The sequence below is a fragment of the Pseudomonas sp. GW823-FHT06B06 genome (assembly GCF_058795195.1).
In genome coordinates this window covers 25,273-48,011 of record NZ_JBXAHO010000021.1, presented here as the reverse complement: position 1 = coordinate 48,011, position 22,739 = coordinate 25,273, and the positions used below count along the sequence as shown (strand labels likewise).

Genomic DNA, 22,739 nt, shown 5'->3' with positions numbered 1-22,739 from the left:
CGGTTACGCGATAGCCGGGCTGTGCTCCAATAGCTGTTCAAGTTCGTCGAGCAACTCTTCACCACGCAGCAACTCGTAGTGCCCGCCCGCCAACAGACGATCCACTCCGTGATGCCCCACCTGGGCCTCGAACACCCGGCGTTCGTCGTCGCGCCCGGCCACCCACCATCGATGGCTGCCAACCTGTACCTTCGGCAATTGTCTCTGGGCCAAGGCGAGTTGTTTGAGCGACGAGCCAGTGGCGAATATCTGCGTCAGTTCACTAGCGCCCAGTGCTGCGTGGTCATTAGCGCCGTGCATGGCCGCCTCGATCACCGCGGCGGCGCCTTCGCGCTCGTTGAGGCCTTGGGCTTTCAAGGCAATCAATGCCTGTGCTTGTTCAGACGGTTGACCGAGGACAAACTTCAGGAAGTCCGCCAAATCTTCGCGCCAGTCCCCCGCTTCGGCGGTACCCGCCACATAACTGTCGACCAGCCCGGCGAAGGCTACCGTCTGCCCCTGGCTCTCCAGTTCATGGGCGACCAATTGCGTCAACGCGCCCCCCAGCGACCAGCCGAGCAGGTAGTACGGGCCTTGCGGCTGTTGCGTGCGAATGCGCTGGGCATAGGCCTGGGCCATGGCCAGCAACGACACATCCTGCCATTGCGGGTCGAGCAGCATGCGGCATTGCAGGCCGTACACCGTACGCCGGCCTTCCAGGCGACGGGCCAGGGGCTCGTAGTCGAACACCGTGCCGAACCCGGCGTGCAGGCAGAACAGCGCCGGCACCTTCGCCACCCGGCCATTCAAGGCCAGCAACGGGTCCGGCGCACTCGAAGTCTCGGCAGCCTGGTAGCCACTGAGTTCAGCGATGCAGGGTTTCTGCATCAGGTCGCGCAGTTTCAATTCGAAGCCCAGTTGTGGCTGGCTACGCACCCGCGAGATGACTTTGAGCACCTGCAATGAGTCGCCGCCGAGTTCGAAGAAGTTGTCGTCGATGCCCACTTGCGGCACACCCAATACCTCTTGCCAGATCGTCGCCAGCGCGCATTCCAGCGCGTTACGCGGCGCGCGGTAACCGCCAAGCGTCCATTCCGGCACCGGCAGTGCGCGACGATCAAGCTTGCCGTTGGCCGACAGCGGGAAGCGCTGCAGCACCAGGATCCGCGCCGGCACCATGTAGTCCGGCATCTGCGTTTGCAGCTCGGCCTTCAAGCGCCGATCCAGCCCGGCAGCGGCAGCGGCCACTACATAACCGACCAACTGTTTGCCGGTGGGCGTGTCATGCACCACCACGGCGGCATCCTGCACCCCTGCGCAATCACGCAGACGGGCTTCGATCTCGCCCAGTTCGATACGGAAGCCGCGGATCTTCACTTGCTGGTCGAGCCGGCCGAGGTAGTCGATCAACCCACACTCGCGCTGGCGCACCAGGTCGCCGGTGCGGTACATGCGACCACCGGCCGCGAACGGATCGGCAATGAAACGCTCGGCGCTCATGCCCGGCCGCTGGTGGTAACCACGGGCCAGGCACTCGCCGCCCAGGTACAGCTCGCCGCTGACACCGACCGGCAACGGATTGAGGTCGGCGTCGAGGATGTACAGGCCACGGCCTGCCACACCACGGCCAATCGGCGCATAGGCCGCCTCGCAGGTTTCGCTGGCTTGCGCACGCCACAGCAGCGGCGTGACCACGGTTTCGGTCGGGCCGTAGCCGTTGACCAGGCGCTGCGGACGCAGGGCGCGCTTGACCTGCTCGAAGCTGGCGTCCGGCACCGCATCACCGCCAAAGCAATACACCTCGACCGCCGGCGGATTGCCCAGGCGCTCGGCCACTTCGGCCATCTGTTGCAGGTACGCCGGCGGGAAGCAGGCGACGGTGACGTTGTGGCGATGCAGCACCTCCAGGGTCTGTTCCGGGGTCCACAGATTGTCTTCACGAATCACCAGGCTGCCACCGGCCAACAGCACGCTAAGCCAGCGTTCCTGGGCACCGTCGAAGGCGAACGACATGAAGTGCAGTTCGCGGCTGCGCGGCGCCAGTTCGTAGAGGTCGATGATGCCGCGACAATGCCGGGCAATCGGTCCACGTTCCACCGCCACGCCTTTGGGCTGGCCGGTGGAGCCGGAGGTGTAGATCAGGTACGCCAGGTGCCCCGGCAGTGGATGGGAGACCGGGCACTCAGTGCCGCCAACCAGGCTCGACTGATCCAGCAACACGCGTGGCGGGCTGTCCACCAGTGGCAGGCGATCACCCAGGTCGCTGTCGCACAGCAACAGGCTGGCGGCCGAATCTTCGAGCATGTAGGCCAGGCGCTCGGCCGGGTAGGCCAGGTCCAGCGGCAGATAGGCCGCACCGGCCTTGAGCACGGCAAGGAACGCGACGATGGTGCGCTCCGAACGGGGCAAGGCCACCGCCACCAGGCTTTCCGGGCCAATGCCTCGACTGATCAACAACTGCGCCAGCGCATTGGCCTGGTGTTCAAGATCGGCGTAGCTGACTTCGCGATCCTCACAGAACAAGGCGATTTTCTGCGGTTGACTGCGCACATGCTGATTGAAGCTGTGCAGCAGATCAGGGTTGTCGCTAAAGGCTTGCGGCAGGCTCACGCGCGCTTCGGGCAGGCCGATGTTACCGAGCAGACAGTCCGCATCCTCCGGCAACGCACGCAGCAAACCTTCCAACTGTGCGCGAATGCGCTGCACTTCCTGTTCACTGAAGCGATCTCGCAGGTACAGGTACTCGACTTCCAGGCCCTGGTCGTTGGCGCTGACCATCAAGTCCATCGGGAAGTTTGTGACGCCGCCGCTGCCGACTTCGGCGAAGCGCAGCTCACCTTCCTCGCCCCCTTTCAAGGCACGGTCCACCGGATGATTTTCAAACACGATGATGCTGTCAAACAGGCCCTGGCCACCCTGCCCGGCCCAGCGCTGCACGTCGGACAATGGCGTATGTTCGTAGTCGCGCACGGCTAGGTTGTAGTCCTGCAAGTCACGCAGCCACTCGCCCAGCGGTTGTTGCGGGTCGAGGGTCTGGATCACCGGCAAGGTGTTGATGAACAGGCCGAGCATGTCCTGGGCACCGGCCAGCCCCGTCGGCCGCCCCGCCACTGTCGCGCCGAACGCTACGCTGCATTGGCCGCTGTGACGTTGCAGCAGCAACAGCCAGGCGCCTTGCACCAGGGTGTTGAGGGTGACGCGCTGACGCTTGGCGAAACGGTGCAACTTGCGCGTCGCCTCGGCGTCGAGGTCACTGTACATCACGCCGTGACCGGAACCTGCGGCACCCGAGGCCGAGGCCAGGATGGTCGGTGCCTCGAGCGACGCCAGGCGCTCACGCCAGAAGCTTTCTGCCTGCGCCTGGTCCTGGCGTTGCAGCCAGGCGATGTAGTCGGCATAGCGCCCGGTCAGCGCCGGCAGGCTGTCGTGGTGATACAGGCGCAGCATCTCGCCGAGCAGACGCGAGGCACTCCAGCCATCGAGCAGCAGGTGATGGTAGATCCAGATCATCTGGTACCGTTCTTCGCCCAGGCGCACCAGGACAAAGCGCATCAGCGGCGGGCAGCTCAGGTCGAAACCCTTGGCCTGTTCGGCGGCGGCCAGTTCGCCCAGCGCCTTTTCTGTGTCGCTGTGCTCACGCCAGTCGAGTTCCTCGATCGGCAACTCGACGCTGGCGAACACCGCTTGCAGCGGATCGGCCAGGCCATCGCGCCAACGGAACGCGGCGCGCAGGACTTCATGACGCTGGATCAAGGCTTGCCACGCCGCGCGGAATCGCGGCACCTGCAAGCCGTCCACTGCCACGCTCAACTGGTTGACGTAGGGGTTGAGCTGCGGCGATTCGAGGCAATGGAACAGCATGCCCTGCTGCATCGGCGACAGCGGATACAGGTCTTGCAAGCCTTCGCGGGCGGTGGAATCGATGTGCGGCACCAAGGAAAATTCCTCGACTGCAGGCACTTCGACCAACACGGCTTCACGACGGCTCGCCACCGCGGCCAGTGCACGAATGCTCTGCTGCTCGAACAACTGCTTGGGACTGAACACCAGCCCGCGCAGCCCGGCACGGCTCACCGCTTGCAGCGAGATGATCGAATCACCGCCCAGTTCGAAGAAGTTCTCGGTAACGCCCACCGAGTCCAGGCCGAGCAAGTCCTGCCAGATGTCCACCAACAGCGCTTCGGCAGGCGATGCGGCGGCCACTTGATCCTGAGTGTGTCGAGTCGCCTCAGGCGCTGGCAAACCCTGGCGATCGAGCTTGCCATTCGGCGTCAGCGGCAACGCGGCCAGGCATAGCAAATGCGCTGGCAGCATGTGCGCCGGCAAGCGACTGCGCAGGTGCGCGGTCAATGCATCCTGCAGTTCCTGTTCGTCAGCCAGCGGATCGCGCGGCACCACGTAGCCCACCAGTTGCCGGCCCACCGGACCGTCGCGATCAATCACAAAGGCTTCACGCACGCCTTCATGTTCGAGCAGGCAGGCTTCGATTTCGCCGAGTTCGATACGGAAGCCGCGAATCTTCACTTGCTGGTCGATACGGCCGAGGTATTCGACGACGCCATCGGCACGGAACCGCGCCAGGTCGCCACTGCGGTACAGACGCGCCCCCGGCACGAACGGATCGGGCACGAAGCGTTCGGCAGTCAGGTCAGGACGCTGGTGATACCCACGGGCAACGCCCTCGCCGCCCAGGTACAACTCACCCGCCACGCCAACCGGCAACGGCTGCAAACCGCTGTCGAGGATGTAGGCGCTGCGGTTGCCCACCGGCCGGCCAATCGGCATGAACGCCGAGTCGAATTCGGTCTCCGGATAGGCCAGCCAGATCAGCGGCGTGATCACCGTTTCGGTCGGGCCATAGCCGTTGATCAGGCGCTTGGGTTGCAGGACTTGCTGCACTTCGTCGAACGCATGCTTGGCCATCCCTTCACCGCATGGGGTGTAGGAGCGGATCGGCAGATCACGTCCCGCTTCGCCCATGAAATCGGCGATCTGCCCCAGGTAGCTGGGGGTGAAACAGGCGATGGTGATGCCGTGCTTTTCGATCTCGGCGCAGGTGCGCTCCACGCTCCACAACTCGTCGTCGCGCGGCATCACCGCCGAACCGAACACCAGGGGCGTCAGCCAGCGCTCGTGGGCGCCGTCGAAGCTGATCGAGGCAAATTGCAGCTCGCGATCGTCCGGGGTCATGCCGTACAACTCGCCGATCTTTACGCAGTGCATGGCCAGCGGGCCGTGGGCCACGCTGACGCCTTTGGGCCGCCCGGTGGAACCCGAGGTATAGATCAGGTAGGCGAGGTTTTCGCCACAGGTCAGGTTGACCGGGTTGCTGTCGGGCATCCCCTCAAGCGCTTCGCGGTCGATTTCCAGCACCGGCAAGCCTTCGGGCAGTGGCAGTTTTTCCCGCAGCCAGGATTGGCTGACCAGCAGGGAAATGCCGCTGTCTTGCATCAGGTAGCGCAGGCGCTCCGCCGGGTAGGCCGGGTCCAGCGGCACGTAGGCACCGCCGGCCTTGAGGATCGCCAACAGGCCGATGATCATCTCTGGCGAGCGCTGCATGGCCAGGCCGACCCGCTCTTCCGGGCCGATGCCCAAGGCGCGCAGGCGATGGGCCAACTGGTTGGCGCGGCGGTTGAGTTGGTCGAAGTTCAGTTCGAGGTCACTGAAGATCAGCGCCGTGGCGTCAGGTCGGATAAGGGCCTGGGCCTCGATCAGTTGATGCACGCACAGCGGATTTCTTTCTGCGGTGAACGGCGGGTTCCACTCCAGCAATTGCTGCGTGCGTTCCACCTCGGTCAGCATGTCCAGCTCGCTCAAGGCCGCTTGTGGTGCAGCCACCATCGCCGTCAACAACGCGGCCAGGTGCTCGCTCATGCGCACGATCGCCTCGCGGCTGAAGTGGCTGCACTGGTAGCTCCAGTTGATGCTGAGTTGGTTTTCCGCGGTGGCCGCCAGGGTCAGCGGGAAGTTGGTGCGCTCGTGGTTTTGTGGAATCGAGAAACTCAAGCCAGCCGGTGCGCCCTGCTGCAAGGCCTCGGCGACCGGGAAGTTTTCGAACACCAGCAAGCTGTCGAACAGTGGCTCGCCGGCCCGTCCGGCCCAACGCTGGATATCGCCCAGCGCGGTGAATTCGTGTTCGCGCAGTTCCAGGTTCTGCGCCTGCAAACGCGTCAGCCATTGCTCGACACTTTCGATGGCGTCCGGACTGCTGATCACCGGCAGGGTGTTGATAAACAGGCCGAGCTGGCTTTCGGCGCTCGGCAAGTCCACCGGGCGCCCCGCCACCGTGGCGCCGAACGCTACGCTGCGCTGGCCGCTGTAGCGTTGCAGCAACAGTGCCCACGCACCTTGCACCAAGGTGTTGAGTGTCACTTTCTGCTGCCGGGCAAAGTCGCTGAAGCGCTTGCTGGTGGCGACGTCGAAGGTCTGGCGGTGATCGGCAAATGCCGTGTTCGCCCGGTTGTTGAAGCCCATGGTCTCGGCCAGCAGCGTCGGGTTGTCGAGACTCGCCAATTGCTCGCGCCAGAACAGCTCGTCAGCTTCGTCATCCTGGCGTTGCAGCCAGCCGATGTAGTCGGCGAATCGCCCGGTGGGTGCGGGTACATCCTGCCCGGCATAACGCTGCAGCACTTCACTGAGCAGCAGCGAATTGCTCCAGCCGTCGAGCAACAGGTGATGGTGGGTGTAGACCAGTTGCTGGCGCTCGTCGTCCAGGCGCACCAGGGTCAGGCGCATCAGCGGAGCGCGGGTCGGATCGAGTTGCAGGCGTTCGCTGTCGATCAGTTGCGCCAGCGCATCGGCCTGATTCTCGCGGCCACGCCAGTCGAGGCAGGTCATCGGCAATGGCAGATGACGATGCACCAGTTGCACCGGTGCCTCGAAACCTTCGGGGAAGTGGAAACTGCTGCGCAGGATCGCGTGGCTGTCGAGCACGGCTTGCCAGGCGCGGCACAAACGATCGGCATCGAGGCCACGGGCTTCGACGCTGAGTTGGTTCACGTAGGCGCCGGATTCGGATTCGTACAGGCTGTGGAACAACAGGCCCGCCTGCATCGGCGACAGCGGATACACATCCTCGATCTGCGCCGGTGGCACTGGCAGCGCGTCGAGTTGTGCCTGGCTCAAGCGCGCCAGCGGGAAGTCCGCCGGGGTCACGCCACCTGCGCCGTCGCTCAGGCAATGGTCGATCAGCGCCAACAGTTCAGCGCGGAAATCGTTCGCCAGGGTTTCAATCTCGCGCAGCTCGAAGCACTCGCGGCTGAAGGTCCAGTCGAGTTTGAGTTCACCGCCATAGACCTGGCCGTCCACCGACAGCCAGTTCGGCAACGGTGCATCCGCCGATTGCGCGGCGCCGCTGGATTCGCGTGCAGGCGTGAACAGCGCGTCCTCGGCGAAGCTCTGGTCGAACTGGCCGAGGTAGTTGAAGGTCACCCGCGCTTGCGGCAACGTGGCCAGCGTCGCTTGCGCCGCTGCATCGCCCAGGTAGCGCAACAGGCAGTAGCCCAGGCCTTTGCCGGGGATGTCCCGCAGTTGCTGCTTGATCGCCTTGATCGAGCCGCCGAGGTCGGCCATCGGCGTCAGGCGCACCGGGAACAGGCTGGAGAACCAGCCGACGGTGCGGGTCAGGTCGATGTCGTCGAACAGTTCTTCGCGGCCGTGGCCTTCGAGCTGGATCAGCGCCGATTCGCTGTCGGTCCATCGGCTGAGGGTACGAGCCAGTGCGGTCAGCAGCAGGTCGTTGACCTGGGTGCGATAGATCGCCGGGGCTTGTTGCAGCAGCTGGCGGGTCTGCTCGCGGTCCAGACCGATGCTGACGCCTTGGCGCAGATGCCCGGCCTGATTGGCTTGTGCATTGGCCGCCGGCAACGAATCGCTGGCACCGTGCAGGTGACTCTGCCACCAGCTCAATTCATTCATGGCCGTTTCGGACTTCGCATAAGCATTGAGCTTGTCCGCCCAGGCCTGGAAGGCACTGGTCTTGGGCGGCAGGTCCTGGCCTTGATACGCGGCCTGCAAATCTTCCAGCAGCACGCGCCAGGACACCCCGTCCACCGCCAGGTGGTGGATGACCAACAGCAAACGTTGCGAACCATCGGCCTGGGCGATCAGCGCCACGCGCAGCAGCGGCCCGTCTTGCAGGCTGAGGCTGCGCTGGGCTTCATCGCACACCGATTCCAGCGACGCATCACCGGCGACGCGGGCAGTCCAGAGCATGTCGATGACATCGGCGCTGTCGGCGCCGACATAACGCGCCGACCATTGGCCGTCGACCTGGCTGAAACGCAAGCGCAGGGCATCGTGCTGCTTGAGCACACGTTGCAGGGCGCCTTGCAGGCGCGGCAGTTCGAGGGTTTCGCGCGGCGTCAGCAACACCGCCTGGTTCCAGTGGGCTCGCTGCGGGATCGGTTCTTCGAAGAACCAGCGCTGGATCGGCGTGAGTGTTTGCACGCCATCCACCGACCCTTGCTGCGCCAGCGGTGCGGCTTGTTCTTTCACCACCGCGGCCAGGGCTTGCAGGGTCTGTTGCTGGAACAGGTCGCGCGGTTGCAGGCTCAGGCCGGCACGGCGGGCGCGGCTGACCACCTGGATTGAAATGATCGAGTCGCCGCCCAGTTCGAAGAAGTTGTCCTGACGGCCGACCTGCTCCAGGCCCAGCACGTCCTGCCAGATCTGCGCCAGCACGCGCTCGTGTTCACTGCGCGGGGCTTCGAACGCGCGCTGGCTGACCTGGGCGGTGGGTGCCGGCAGGCGCTTGCGCTCGAGTTTGCCGTTGGGGCTCAAGGGCATGTGTTCGATCAGCACGGTCTGCGCCGGCACCATATAGTCCGGCAGGCTGCCGAGCAGATGACTTTTCAGGGATTCGCGCCAGCTGCCTTGCTGCACCGCATCGGCACCGAGTAACGCGCGATCCTGCGGCACGATGTAGGCCACCAGTTGCTTGCCGCTCGGGCCGTCGAGGGCCAGCACTACGGCTTCCTGCACACTGGCATGTTCTTGCAGGCGCGCTTCGATTTCCCCCAGTTCGATACGCAGGCCGCGAATCTTCACCTGGTGATCGATCCGCCCGCAGTACTCGATGGCGCCATCGGCACGGTAGCGCGCCAGGTCGCCGGTGCGGTACAGACGCTCGCCGCTGCCGAACGGGTCGACCACGAAACGCTCGGCAGTCAACGCGCCACGGCGGTGATAACCCCGGGCCAGGCCGATACCGCCCAGGTACAGTTCGCCCACCGCCCCCAGCGGCATGGGTTGCAGTTCGCTGTCGAGGATATAGGTGCGCAGGTTGCCGATCGGCCTGCCGATCGGCACGCTGTCGCGACCCTCTTCCCCGCACGTCCAGTGGGTCACGTCGATGGCCGCTTCGGTCGGACCATACAGGTTGTACAGTCGGGCTTGCGGTAGGCTGCGCAGGGTCTGGCGTTGCAGCTCCATCGGCAGCGCTTCGCCACTGCAGACGATGCGGGTCAGCGAGGTGCAGGCCAGCGCCTCATCGGCAGCGATGAAGGCCGAGAGCATCGACGGCACGAAGTGCAGCGTGGTGATGGCTTGCTCGACGATCAGTGCAGCGAGGCGTTGCGGATCGCGATGCTCGCCTGGAGCGGCGATCACCAGCGTCGCGCCTTTCATCAGCGGCCAGAAAAACTCCCACACCGACACGTCGAAACTGAACGGTGTTTTTTGCAGCACGCGGTCGCTCGGCAGCAAGTTGTAGGCCTGCTGCATCCACTCGAGGCGGTTATGCAGGGCTACATGACGGTTGCCCGCACCTTTCGGTTTTCCGGTGGAACCGGAGGTGTAGATCATGTAGGCGAGATTTTCGCCGACAGCCAGGTTGGGCAGATCATCGCCCGGCAGATCGCTCAGCCACTCGGAATGCGCTTGCAGGCAGAGGGTGCGCACGCTGTCCGGCGTCGGCAGTTGCGCCAGCAGGTGTTCCTGGGTCAACAGCAGGGAAATGCCGCTGTCCTCGATCATGTAGCCCAGGCGATCGAGCGGGTATTGCGGGTCCAGCGGCACGTAGGCGCCGCCGGCCTTGAGGATCGCCAGCAGGCCGACGACCATTTCCAGCGAACGCTCGCAGGCGATCCCGACGATCACTTCCGGGCCGACACCCTGGGCGCGCAAGTGGTGGGCCAGGCGGTTGGCGCGCAGGTTGAGCTCGGCGTAGCTCAGGGACTGGCCCTGGAACACCAGCGCCGTCGCCTGTGGATTTTCCATCACTCGCGTTTCGAAATGCCGCTGTACGCAGACTTCGCCTGGATAGTCTTGAGCGGTGTCGTTGAGGTCGTCGAGGATGCGCAGGTGCTCGTCGGCATCGAGCAACGGCAATTCGGCCAGCGGGATTTGCGGGTTCGCCAGCACCCCGGCCAGCAGGTTGCGCCAATGCCGGGCCAGGTGCTCGATGCGTTCGGCGTCGAACAGGTCCGTGGCGTAGGTCAGGCTGGCGAACAGCTTGTCGCCCTCTTCCTGGGTGTCCAGTTGCAGGTCGAACTGGGTGGTGTGCGCCGTGGCGTTCAGCACCTCGACACGCAGGCCGGCGAGCAAGCCGCTGACCGCTGCGGGTTTGGCCTGCTGGTGGTTGAACATCACCTGGAACAACGGGCTGTGGCTCAAGCTGCGTTCGCCTTGCAGGGCCTGCACCAGGCGCTCGAACGGCAAGTCCTGATGGTCCTGGGCATCCAGCGAAAAGGCGCGGGTCTGCTCGAGCAACTGAGCGAACGGCAGCCGGCCATCGAGTTCGGCGCGCATCACCTGGGTGTTGACGAAGAAGCCGATCAGGCCACGGGTTTCCGCGCGATTGCGGTTGCCGATCGGCACGCCAATACGCAGGTCGGACTGGCCGCTGTAGCGATAGAGCAAGGCCTGGAAACTGGCCAGCAACAGCATGAATGGCGTGACGCCGCGCTGTCTGGCCAAGGACATCAGGCCGGTGGCGAGCGAGGCATCCAAGGCGAAGTCCAGACGAGCGCCGCGCTGGCTCGGTTGTGCCGGACGCGGGCGATCGATGGGCAACTCCAGCAACGGCTGTTCGCTGCCGAGCTTTTCACGCCACCAATCGAGTTGACGTTCAAGCTCGCCGGCTTCCATCCAGCGCCGCTGCCAGGCCGCATAGTCCGAATACTGGATCGGCAACGCTTCAAGTCCAGCGCTCTGGCCTTGGCAATGGGCCGCGTAGAGCCTTGAGAACTCTTCGACCAGCACGCCCATCGACCAGCCATCAGTGACGATGTGATGCAGGGTCAGCACCAGCACATGGTCATCAACGTCCAGCTGTAACAAGCTGACGCGCAACAGCGGGCCGTGTTGCAAGTCGAACGGACGGGCAATCTCCGCCTCGACTTTTTTCATCGCCGATTCAAGGCGTAGCGCTTCGGGTTCGGCGCGCAGATCGTGCTGTTCGATGGGCAGCGTGTTGAAGCTCGCCAGGGCTTGCATCACCTGGCCGTCTTCCTCGACAAAACGGCTGCGCAGGCTCTGATGACGCTCCAGCAGCACGTCGAAACTCTGTTGCAGCGCCGCAAGGTTCAGCGGCCCCTGCAGACGCAGGGCCACAGGAATGTTGTAGGCGCTGCTCTGCGGGTCGAGCTGCCAGAGGAACCATTGACGCTGCTGCGCATAGGACAATTCGAAAGTCGCTTGCGGCGTGGTGGCGGGCGGGATCGGCAGCTGGCCGAAGCTCACGCCCTGCTCCTGCATTTTTGCCAGAAACTCACGGCGCTTGTCGGCCGGCAGGCCAGCGAAGCGGGAGGCGATACGCGAGGCGGTGCTGTGTTCCATCAGTTGATCTCCATCTCGTCCAGAAGCGACTCAAGCGCATCCAGGCGTGCAGCGTTGTCAGTCGGGGCTTGTTGCCAGGCGTTGGCGGCATAAGCCTGAAGGTCGTTACTTTCGAACAGCACGCGCAGCGGCAGCTCGATGCCCAGTTCCAGTTCCACGCGGGCACTGGCCTGGGCGGCAAGCAGCGAATGCCCGCCCAATTCAAAGAAGTTGTCACGCCGCCCGATCCGGGCCACGCCCAACACCTCGGCCCAGATCGCCGCCAGCTGCTGTTCGAGCTCGCCCTCGGGGGCTTCGAACGGGCGCTGCCAGGTTTCGGCATCCGGCAGCGGCAAGGCCTTGCGGTCGAGCTTGCCGTTGCTGGTCAGCGGCAAGGCATCGAGCAACAACCAGTGCCTAGGCACCATGTAATCCGGCAGATCGACGCTGAGTGCGGCGCGCAGGGTGTCGCGCCAGGCGATCGGATCATTCGAAGTGAGTTCGGCGACGACGTAGGCGCACAGCTGCGGACCGCCGTCATCGACATGCACGCTGATCACCGCCTGACGCACGCCCGGTTGCGCCAGCACGGCCGCTTCGATCTCGCCCAGTTCGATGCGGAACCCGCGGATCTTCACTTGCTGGTCGATCCGCCCCAGGTAGTCGATGCTGCCGTCGGCGCGCTGGCGCGCCAGGTCGCCGCTGCGATACAGGCGCTGCGCCGCATCGAAGGGGCTTGGCACGAAACGCTCGGCGGTCAGGCCGCTACGCCCGTGATAACCGCGCGCCAGGCCGGCGCCGGCGATGTACAGCTCCCCCGCCACGCCCACTGGCACCGGTTGCAACTGACTGTCGAGCAAGTACCAGCGCAGGTCGCGGATCGGCAGGCCGATCGGGCTTTGCGCCTTGGCATCGAGGTCGGCCAGGCGGATCGCGCGGTAGGTCACGTGCACCGTGGTCTCGGTGATGCCGTACATATTCACCAGCGTTGGTTGTTGGTCGCCGAAGCGTTCGAACCAGGGACGCAAGCTGGCCACTTCCAGCGCTTCGCCACCGAAGATCACCTGGCGCAACGCCAGGCTGCGCGGACTGGCGCAGGCAATCGGCAACAACTGGCGGAACGCGGTCGGGGTCTGGTTCAGCACCGTCACCCCTTCATCGCAGAGCAAGCGATGAAACGCCTGCGGTTCGCGACTGATGTAGTACGGCACGATCACCAGGCGCCCACCGGTGCACAACGCGCCGAATAACTCCCACACCGAGAAATCGAAGGCGTAGGAGTGAAACAGGGTCCAGACATCGTTCACGCCGAAATCGAACTCGCCAGCAGTGGCCGTGAGCAGGCGCCCGACGTTGCCATGGCTGAGCAAGGCGCCTTTTGGGCGGCCTGTGGAGCCGGAGGTGTAGATCACGTAGGCCAGATTGTCCGGGCTTGCCAACGGCGCCAGGTTGTCGGCGCTGTAGCGGTCCAGCTGCAACGCCGTCAGATCAAGAACCTGCACGCCTTCGCGGGCCGGCAAGCCGTCGATCAGGTGAGATTGGGTCAACAGCAACCCAATGCCGCTGTCATCGATCATGTAGCTCAGGCGCTCGACCGGGTATTGCGGGTCCAGCGGCACGTAGGCGCCACCGGCCTTGAGAATCGCCAGTAAGCCGACCACCAGCGGTATTGCCCGCTCGGTGGCGATACCGACCCGCACTTCGGGGCCGACACCCTGCTCGCGCAGTTTGCGCGCCAGGCGGTTGGCCTCGGCGTTGAGCGCGGCGTAGCTCATCTGCTCGCCTTCGCAGGTCAGTGCGATGGCGTGTGGGCGTTGCGCGGCCTGGGCTTCGAACAGCTGATGCAAGGTGGGCGATTGCGCTTGTGCCTCGAAGGTCGGATTCCAGTGCTGGATCAATTCGCCGTATTGCGGCGCTTGCAGCAGCGGCAATTCGGCGACGCGCTGCTGTGGGTTTTCGACCACTGCGCGCAACAGGTTCAACCACTGTTCGGCGAAGCGCTGCATCGAGGCCTCGTCGTACAGGTCGGTGGCGTAGCTCAGGTTGGCGTCCAGTTCATCGCCCTGCTCCTGGGTATCGAGCACCAGATCGAATTGCGCGGTGTGCTGCTGCCAGTGCAGGCGCTCGACCTGCAAATCGGCCACCGCGCGCTCGACACTGGCGCCGAGTTTTTGCTGATGGTTGTAGAGCACCTGGAACAACGGACTGTGATTGAGGCTGCGGTCCGGTTGCAGTGCATCGACCAGTTGCTCGAACGGCAAGTCCTGATGAGCCTGCGCGTCCAATGCCGTTTGCTTGACCTGTTGTAGCAAGGCGCTGAACGGTTGCTGCCCGTCGATCTCGGCACGCAGCACCTGGGTATTGATGAAGAAGCCGATCAGGCCTTCGGTTTCCAGGCGTGAACGCCCTGCACTCGGCACGCCGACGCTGATGCCCGACTGCCCGCTCTGGCGGTGCAGCAGGGTCTGGAAACTTGCCAGCAACAGCATGAACAGCGTCACTTGCTGTTCTTGCGCACGCTCGCGCAAACCGGCCAGCAGCTGGCGATCGACGTTCAACGCCAGGCTGGCGCCGCGCTCGCTGCGCCGGACCGGACGGGTCAGTTCGCTCGGCAACGCCAGCGGCGCCTGGCTGCCCGCCAGTTGGTCGCGCCACCACGCCAGTTGCCGCGCACCCTCGCCGGCTTCCAGCCAGTCGCGCTGCCAACGGGCGTAGTCGCTGTAAGCCACCGGCAGTGCCTGCAGGTTGGCAGCACGCTCTTGCACGGCAGCCTGATACAGCGCGCTGAATTCATCGACCATCACCTGCATCGACCAGCCATCGGCGGCGATGTGGTGCACGGTAAGCACCAGCACATGGTCTTCGGCGCTGACGTGCAGCAGCAAACAACGCCACAGCGGGCCATGGCGCAGATCGAACGGCCGGGCGATTTCTGCGGCCACCGCAGTGTTGATTGCCGACTCATTGATGGGCTGTTCATTGAACTGCAACGGCAGCTCGACATGCACCACCGGGCGCGCCTGCTGGCCCTTCTGTTCGAAGGTGGTGCGCAGGGTTTCGTGGCGAACCTGTAACTGGGCGAAGGTTGTGCGCAGGGCCCGGCGGTTCAGCGGGCCTTTGAGGCGCAGCGCCGCCGGGATGTTGTAGGCCGCGCTGTGCGGGTCCAGTTGCCAGAGAATCCACTGGCGTTGCTGGGCGTAGGACAGCAGGCGCGGCTGATCGTCCGACGCGCGTTGCAGCGGCGGTTGGCCGCTGAGGTTCGCTTGCGCCGCATGCTTGGCGAACTCCGCCAGATTCGCCGCTGAGAACAAATTGCTCACCGACAGCTCAAGTTGCAGTTGCTGGCGTACACGGGAGATCACTTGCAGCACCAGCAATGAATGGCCGCCGAGCTCGAAGAAGTTGTCGTCGCGACCGACTTTCTCGACCTGCAGCACGGCTTGCCAGATCTGCGCGAGTTGCGTCTCCAACCCTTGCATCGGGGCAACAAAGTCGCGTTGCACATCGCCCGCTTCAACCCTTGGCAAGGCCTTGCGGTCGAGCTTGCCGTTGTTGTTGAGCGGCAACCTGTCGAGCAGGACCATGTGGTTGGGCACCATGTATTCCGGCAACGAGCGCTGCAGGACGGCTTTGAGCCCTAGCAGGTATTGAGCCTGCAAAACCACCGTGCTGCTGGCGACGATGTAGGCCACCAATTGTGTGCCGTCCTGGGCGATGACGGCGGCTTCGCGCACCTCGTCCCGGGCTTGCAGGCAGGCTTCGATCTCGCCCATCTCGATGCGGAAACCGCGAATTTTCACTTGATGGTCGATCCGTCCGACGTACTCCAGATCGCCGTTACCGTTGTAGCGCGCCAGGTCGCCGCTGCGATACAGCCGTGCGCCCGGTTCGCGGGCGAAGGGATCCGGCAGGAAACGTTCGGCGGTCAGCGCCGGGCGGTCGAAATAACTTTGCGCCAGGCAGGCCGGTGCGCCGATGCACAACTCGCCAACGCCGTCGGCCGGCAGTAGCTGGCCGGCAGCGTCCAGTACGTACAGCGCACGGCCAGGGATGCCGCGACCGATTGGAATGCCAAAGGCATCGCTGGCATCGGCCAATCGGCATTCATGCACGCTGGACACCACGGTCGCCTCGGTCGGCCCGTAGGTGTTGAGCAGGCGCACGTGGCTCAAACCCGCTTGATGCCACAGGCGCAGGCCTTCCACCGACATGGCTTCGCCACCGACGTGTACCTGGCGCAAGTCGCCGAGGCTTGGCACGACACCGCTGGCGCATTCGCGGGCCAGCAGGAACCAATAAGCGGCCGGCAAATCGGCAACCGTCACGCCCTGTTCGACGATTTCGGTGGCCAGTCGGCCAGCGTCCCACAGGTCATCGCCGCGCATGATCAAGGTTGCGCCGACGCACAATGCCGGGAAGCATTGTTCGACGAAGCCGTCGAAGCTGAAAGTGGCAAATTGCAAGACGCGATCGGTTGGTGACAGCCTTGAATAGTCGGCGGCGGTCTGACAGAACTCGCGCAGGGCGGCGTGGGTGATGGCGACGCCTTTGGGTTGGCCGGTGGAGCCGGAGGTGTAGATGATGTAGGCGAGATCGTTGGCGACAGGGAGGACGCCTTCGCGGGCAAGCCTCGCTCCTACAGAGGTTGTGGTGTCTTCGAGAGTTAGGCACGGCACGTTTGATGGCAGGTCGCGCAGCAGGCCGGATTCGTGGAGCAGCACGTCGAGGCGGCTGTCGTTGATCATGTAGGCCAGGCGTTCGGTTGGGTATTTCGGGTCGAGGGGGACGTAGGCCGCGCCGCTTTTCAGGACCGCCAGCAGGCTGACGATCAGTTGCGGACCACGGCGCACGGCCAGGCCGACACGCTTGCCGGGGCCGGCGCCGTTGTCGATCAGGCGCTGGGCCAGGTGGTCGGCTTGGGCATCGAGTTGGCCGTAGCTCAGGCTGTGGCCGTCCACTTGCAATGCCAGTGCATCGGGAGTGGCGGCGGCTTGCGCGGCGATTTGTTGGTGAGCCAGAAGCGTTGTGGATAACTCAACCGCAGGCGGTTGGCTGATCGCGAGCACCGCGTTCTGGCCGTCGACATCGAGCAGTTCCAGCGAGCCCAAAGCCGCCTCTGGCGATGCCACCAATTGCATCAGCAGGTGCTGCAAATTGGCTGACAACTGGGCGATCTGCGTCGCGCTGAAACGCGCCGCGTCATAACTGAACTCCAGCCCCAGGCCTTCGCCCAATTCGATGCCCAGGGTCAACGGATAGTGGGTGCGCTCGTGGTTGTGCAGGTTAGCGAACGACAACCCGGCCGGCGCGCCCTGTTTCAGCGCTTGGGCCACCGGGAAGTTTTCAAACACCAGCAGGCTGTCGAACAACGCAGCCCCCTGCTGCCCCGCCCAGCCTTGAATGTCGTACAGCGGCACATGCTCGAACTCGCGCATGGCCAGGTTCAGGCCTTGCAGTTCGCCCAGCCACTGGCTGACGGTCTGGTCCGGTTTCATCGCGCATACCAGCGGCAGGGTGTTGATGAACAAGCCCAGCTGTTGTTCGATCCCCGGCAACGGCGCCGAACGTCCGGCCACGGTGGCGCCGAACACCACGCAATCCTGGCCGGTGTAGCGTTGCAGCAACAGGCTCCAGGCCGCTTGCAGCAGGGTGTTGAGGGTGACTTTGTGCTGGCGGGCGAAGTCGGCCAGATGCTGGGTGGCGCGGCTGTCGAGTGTGAGGCGATGCTCTTCGCTGCCCGTCGCGTCTACCGGTGGACGCAAGGCTTCGGCCAGCAAGGTCGGCGCTTGCAGCGGTGCCAATGCGGCTTTCCAGAACTGCTCGCCGGCAGTTGCCGATTGCTGTTGCAACCAGCCCAGGTAGTCGCGGTAATGACCGGCTGGCACTGGCAGCGGCTGGCCGGCGGCGTAGTGCTGGATCACTTCGGCCAACAACTGTGCGTTGCTCCAGCCGTCCATCAAGATGTGGTGGCTGGTGTAGATCAGGTGCCAGGCGTCAGCGCCGGTACGTACCAGTTTCAGGCGAAACAGCGGCGCCATGCCCAGCTCGAAACCTTGCGCGCGCTCGGCGTCGGCCAGTGCGTCGGTGTCAGTCGCTTCAAGCACTTGGAGCGGCAACGCGACCTGTCGGGCAATCGCCTGGTGTGCGCTGTCGAGGCCTTGCCAGTGGAAGCTGCTGCGCAGGCTGTCATGACGCTCGACCGCGGCTTGCCAGGCGCGGGTAAATCGCTCGATGTCCAACCCGCCGACGTCCAGGCGCAACTGGATGATGTAGGCGCCGACCTGCGGCTCGTACAGGGTATGGAACAGCATGCCCTGTTGCATCGGCGACAGCGGATACAGGTCTTCAAGATTGGCAATGGTTAGCGGCAGCCCATCCAGTTGCGCCTGATCGATGCGCGCCAGCGGGAAGTCCGATGGCGTGGCTTGCGCGGCGTCAAGGGTGGAGCAATGTTCGATCAACGCGATCAGTTCCTGCGCGTAAACGTCGGTCAGTCGCTGGACGGTCGCAGTGTCGAACATCTCACGGCTGAACCCCCAGCTCAGGGACAGCTCGCCGCCGTAGACCTGACCTTCAACCACCAGCCAGTTGCCCATTGGGGCCGACGGGTCCTGCGCGATGCCGTTGCCTTCGGTAGACGGGGTGAACAACGCCCCTGCTTCGAACTGACGGTCGAACTGCCCAAGATAGTTGAAGGTGATGCGCGGTTGCGGCAACGCCGCCAGTTCGGCGCGTGCCTGTGCGCTGCCGAGGTAGCGCAGCGCGCCGTAGCCCAGCCCCTTGTCCGGGACGCTGCGCAGTTGTTCCTTGATGGTTTTGATCGACGCGCCGAGATCGGCAGCGGGTTTCAGGTTGACCGGGAACAGGCTGGTGAACCAACCCACGGTGCGCGTCAGGTCGACGTCATCGAACAGGTCTTCGCGGCCATGGCCTTCGAGCTGGATCAGCGAGCTGCCTTGCCCGCTCCAAAGGCAAACGGCGCGGGCCAGTGCGGTCAGCAACAGATCGTTGACCTGGGTGCGGTAGGCCGCCGGCGCCTGTTGCAGCAGCTTGCGGGTTTGCTCGCTATCGAGCTTGAGTTCGAGTTTATGTTCGAAGCGGTTTTCCAGCGCGCCGTTCGGGCGTTCGCATGGCAGGTCATCTGGCGCGTCTTGCAGTTGGTTCTGCCAGTGGCCGAGGCTGTGTTCAAAAACTGGCAGATGCGCCTGCAAGCGCGTGACCCAGCGCTGATACGAGCTGGTTTTCGCCAATGCGGTGCCGCCGTTATAGAAGTGCTGAAGGTCTTCCAGCAGCACACGCCAGGACACACCGTCCACCGCCAGATGGTGAACTACCAGCAGCAAACGCTGGCTGCCGTCAGCCATTGAAACCAGCAGTGCACGCAGCAACGGTCCGTTGTGCAAATCGAGACTGCGCTGGGCTTCGTCGCACAAAGTGCTGAGCTGCTCGACCGATTGTGCCTGGCGTTGCCACAGCACCGAGTCGGTGGTCGGCGCGACATAGGCCTGCTGCCAGCCGCTATCTGTCTGTTGATAACGCAGGCGCAAGCTGTCGTGATGGGTCAGTAAATGTACCAGGGCACGATCCAACGTTTCGACGTTCAACGCCTCGCGCGGTACCAGCAATAGCGACTGGTTCCAGTGCTGGCGCTCTGGAATTGCCTGTTCGAAGAACCACCGTTGCACCGGCGCCAGCGCCACCGCGCCACTGGCCGGGCCTTGGTCGATCAGTTGTTGCTCGCCACTGCGCGCCGCCTGGGCCAGGCTGCGGATGGTCTGGTGCTGGAACAGGTCCTTGGGGCTGAGCAGGATCCCGGCCTGCCGTGCGCGGCTCACCACCTGCATCGAGACAATGGAGTCGCCGCCCAGCTCGAAGAAGTTGTCTTCCAGGCCGACGTTGTCGATGGCCAGTACGTCCTGCCAGATCGCCGCGAGAGATTTTTCCTGGGCACTGCGTGGCGCGACGTGTTCGCGTTGTTGCTGGCTCCCGTCCACCGCCGGCAGCGCCTTGCGGTCGAGTTTGCCGTTGGGGGTCAGCGGCAGTTGCTCGAGGAACAGCAGGAACGCCGGGACCATGTAGTCCGGCAGGTGCTGACGCAAGGCCGCTTTCAGGGATTCACGCAGGGGCGCCTGCGCGTCGAGGTCGTCCAGCATCGCCGGATCGGTCGGCACGATGTAGGCCACCAGTTGCTGACCGTTGATACCGTCCTGGGCCAGCACCGCCAGTTCGCGCACAGCATCCTGCTGCAACAGCTGCGCTTCGATTTCACCCAGCTCGATACGAAAGCCCCGGACCTTGACCTGATGGTCGATACGGCCGATGTACTGCAGGGTGCCGTCGGCCTGATAACGGGCCAGGTCACCGCTGCGGTACAGGCGTTCGCCGCTGCTGGAAAACGGATTGGGCACGTACTTTTCAGCGGTCAGGCCTGGCCGTGCCAGGTACCCACGGGTGATGCCCGCGCCACTGAGGTACAGCTCGGCGGATACGCCTTGCGGCACCGGTTGCAGATCCGCATCCAGCAGATAGCTGGCGGTGTGTTTGAGCGGGCGGCCAATGTTGGCGTGGCCACCGGCCTCGCGGCGGGTCCAAGTGGAATAGGTGGTGTCTTCCGACGGACCGTACAGGTCAAAGACGTGCTCGACGCTCGGCTGCCGGTACAGCGCGTCCACCAGGCTTTGTTTCAACGGTTCACCGGCGAGGTTGATGATGCGCACGCTCGACGGGATCTGCCCGTCGCGCTGCAACGTGTTGATCGCCGACGGCACGGTGTTGATCAAGCGCACCTGATCCCGGGCCGGCAGCTGCGGCAACTCCAGGGCGTTGCGGGCAATGATCAGCGATCCGCAGTTGGCCAGGGTGACGAACAGTTCCCACACCGACAGGTCGAAGCACACCGAGGTCGACGCCAGCACGCCTTGAATGTCGTCGCGGCTGTACACCGATTGCGACCAGTCGATCAGCGCCAACACGTTGCGATGGACAATCGCCACGCCCTTGGGCTTGCCGGTGGAACCGGAGGTGTAGATCACGTAGGCCAGGTTGTCCGGCGTGACGCCGGTGACGGGGGCGCTGATGGGGTAAGCCGCCAACGAGAGGCTGTCCATCAGCAGTACTTGGGTATCGCTCGCCACGCTCAGGGATTTGGCCACTTGCGCTTCGGTCAGCAACACCAAAGCACGGCTGTCTTCGAGCATGTAGGCCACGCGTTCGGCGGGGTAATCCGGGTCCAGCGGCACGTAGGCACCACCGGCCTTGAGCACCGCCAGCAAGGCCACCAGCAGGTGCTCGGAACGCTGCATGGCCACGCCTACCCGCACTTCCGGGCCGACGCCGAACTCGATCAGCTTGTGTGCCAGGCGATTGGCTTGCTGGTCGAGTTCGCCATAAGTCAGCTGGCGGGTGGCGAAGGTCACGGCAAGCGCATCCGGGGTGGCGGCGACTTGCTGGCTGATCAGCTCATGAATGCACAGGTCTTGGGCGAAGCTGTCATCGGCGCGGTTCCAATCGTGGACGATGCGCTGGTATTCGGCTTGTTCCAGCAGCGGCAAATCGCTGATGCGCTGCTGGGTATCGCTGACCATGCCCTGTAACAGGTGCGTCCAATGTTGCGCCATGCGCGCGATGGTCGCGGCGTCGAACAGGTCGTGGGCGTAGGTCAGCGCGGCGTGCAGCTTGCCGCCCTTCTCAAAGGTGTCGAGCGTGAGATCGAACTGGGTGGTACGCCCTTGCCACTCGATCATGCCCAGCGCCAGGCCGGACGCCGTGGTCACAGTGGAAATGTCCGCGACCTGCGGCTGGTGGTTGTACATCACCTGGAACAACGGCGTGTGGCTGAGGCTGCGTTCCAGCTTCAACGCTTCGACCAGGCGCTCGAATGGCAGGTCCTGGTGGGCCTGGGCGCCGAGTGCAGTTTCCTTGATACGGCGCAGCAGTTCATCGACCGTGGCCTGGCCGTCCAGTTGCGTACGAAGCACCTGGGTGTTGACGAAGAAACCGATCAGCCCTTCGATCTCGGCGCGGTTGCGGTTGGCGATCGGTACGCCGACGCGGATGTCGGTCTGTCCGGTGTAGCGGTGCAGCAGCACGTTGAAGGCGCCGAGCAGGAGCATGAAGAGAGTGATGTTGTGTTTCTGCGCGGTGGCCCGCAGTTGCTCGGCCAGTTGTCCGTCAACGGCGAACTCGTAGCGGGTGCCGCGATAGCTTGGCATCGCCGGGCGCGGGTGATCGGTGGGCAGCTCCAGCACCGGGTGTTCGTCGCCCAGTTGCACCTGCCAGTAGTCGAGCTGACGCCCCTGTTCGCCCGCCTCCAGCCAGCGGCGCTGCCACAGGGCGTAGTCGCTGTACTGGATCGGCAAGGCTGCCAGTTGCGGTTGCGTACCGGCATCGAAGGCGTCGTAGCAGCGGATGAATTCGTCGATCAGCACGTTCATCGACCAGCCGTCGGACACGATGTGGTGCAGGGTCAGCAGCAGGACGTGTTCCTGTTCGGCAAGCTTGAGCAAGGTCACGCGCAACAACGGGCCAGTGCCCAGGTCGAACGGCAGCACCGATTGGCGCTCGGCGGCTTCGGCCACGGCCTGCTCGCGCGCGGCGGCCGGCAAGGTACTGAAATCCACCTGTTCGATCAGCAGCGGCGCCGTGGCCGGCACTTGCAGCAAGCTGTCGTCGGCCTGCACGGCAAACACCGTGCGCAAGGTTTCGTGGCGCGCCACCAGGCTGGCGAATGCCTGCTCCAGCGCCGACAGGTTCAGGCGGCCGGTCAGGCGTACCGCACCTGGCAAGTTGTAGGCGCCGCTTTGCGGGTTCAGCTGCCAGAGAAACCACATGCGTTGCTGGGCGTATGACAGCGCCTGGCGATCCTCGGCCTCGACGCCGGCCGGGATCGGAAACCGGGCGAAATCCACGCCCTCCTTGTGCAAGGCCGCGAGGAACATCTGGCGCTTTTCCAGGGGCAACCCGATAAACCGGCGAGCAAGTTTCAAGGAGTCTTCAGCATTCAT

Annotated in this window: 2 protein-coding genes; both read right to left on the bottom strand. The window is 64.3% G+C overall.

Annotation, left to right across the window (positions count from 1 at the left end):
• Nucleotides 1-3 precede the first annotated feature (3 nt).
• The gene (locus AC1Q8Q_RS19490) at nt 4-11,757 is read right to left on the bottom strand and encodes an amino acid adenylation domain-containing protein (protein ID WP_492615388.1); all 11,754 of its coding nucleotides are present in this window, start codon (nt 11,755-11,757) and stop codon (nt 4-6) included.
• Nucleotides 11,757-22,739: an amino acid adenylation domain-containing protein gene (locus tag AC1Q8Q_RS19485; protein WP_492615387.1), complete on the bottom strand. Its 10,983-nt coding sequence runs from the start codon at nt 22,737-22,739 to the stop codon at nt 11,757-11,759. The genes AC1Q8Q_RS19490 and AC1Q8Q_RS19485 overlap by 1 nt, the downstream gene beginning before the upstream one ends.

Excerpts from the sequence above, each read along its gene's own strand:
- AC1Q8Q_RS19490 (WP_492615388.1), bottom strand. The coding sequence starts at position 11,757 with ATGGAACACAGCACCGCCTCGCGTATCGCCTCCCGCTTCGCTGGCCTG.
- AC1Q8Q_RS19485 (WP_492615387.1), bottom strand. The coding sequence starts at position 22,739 with ATGAATGCTGAAGACTCCTTGAAACTTGCTCGCCGGTTTATCGGGTTG.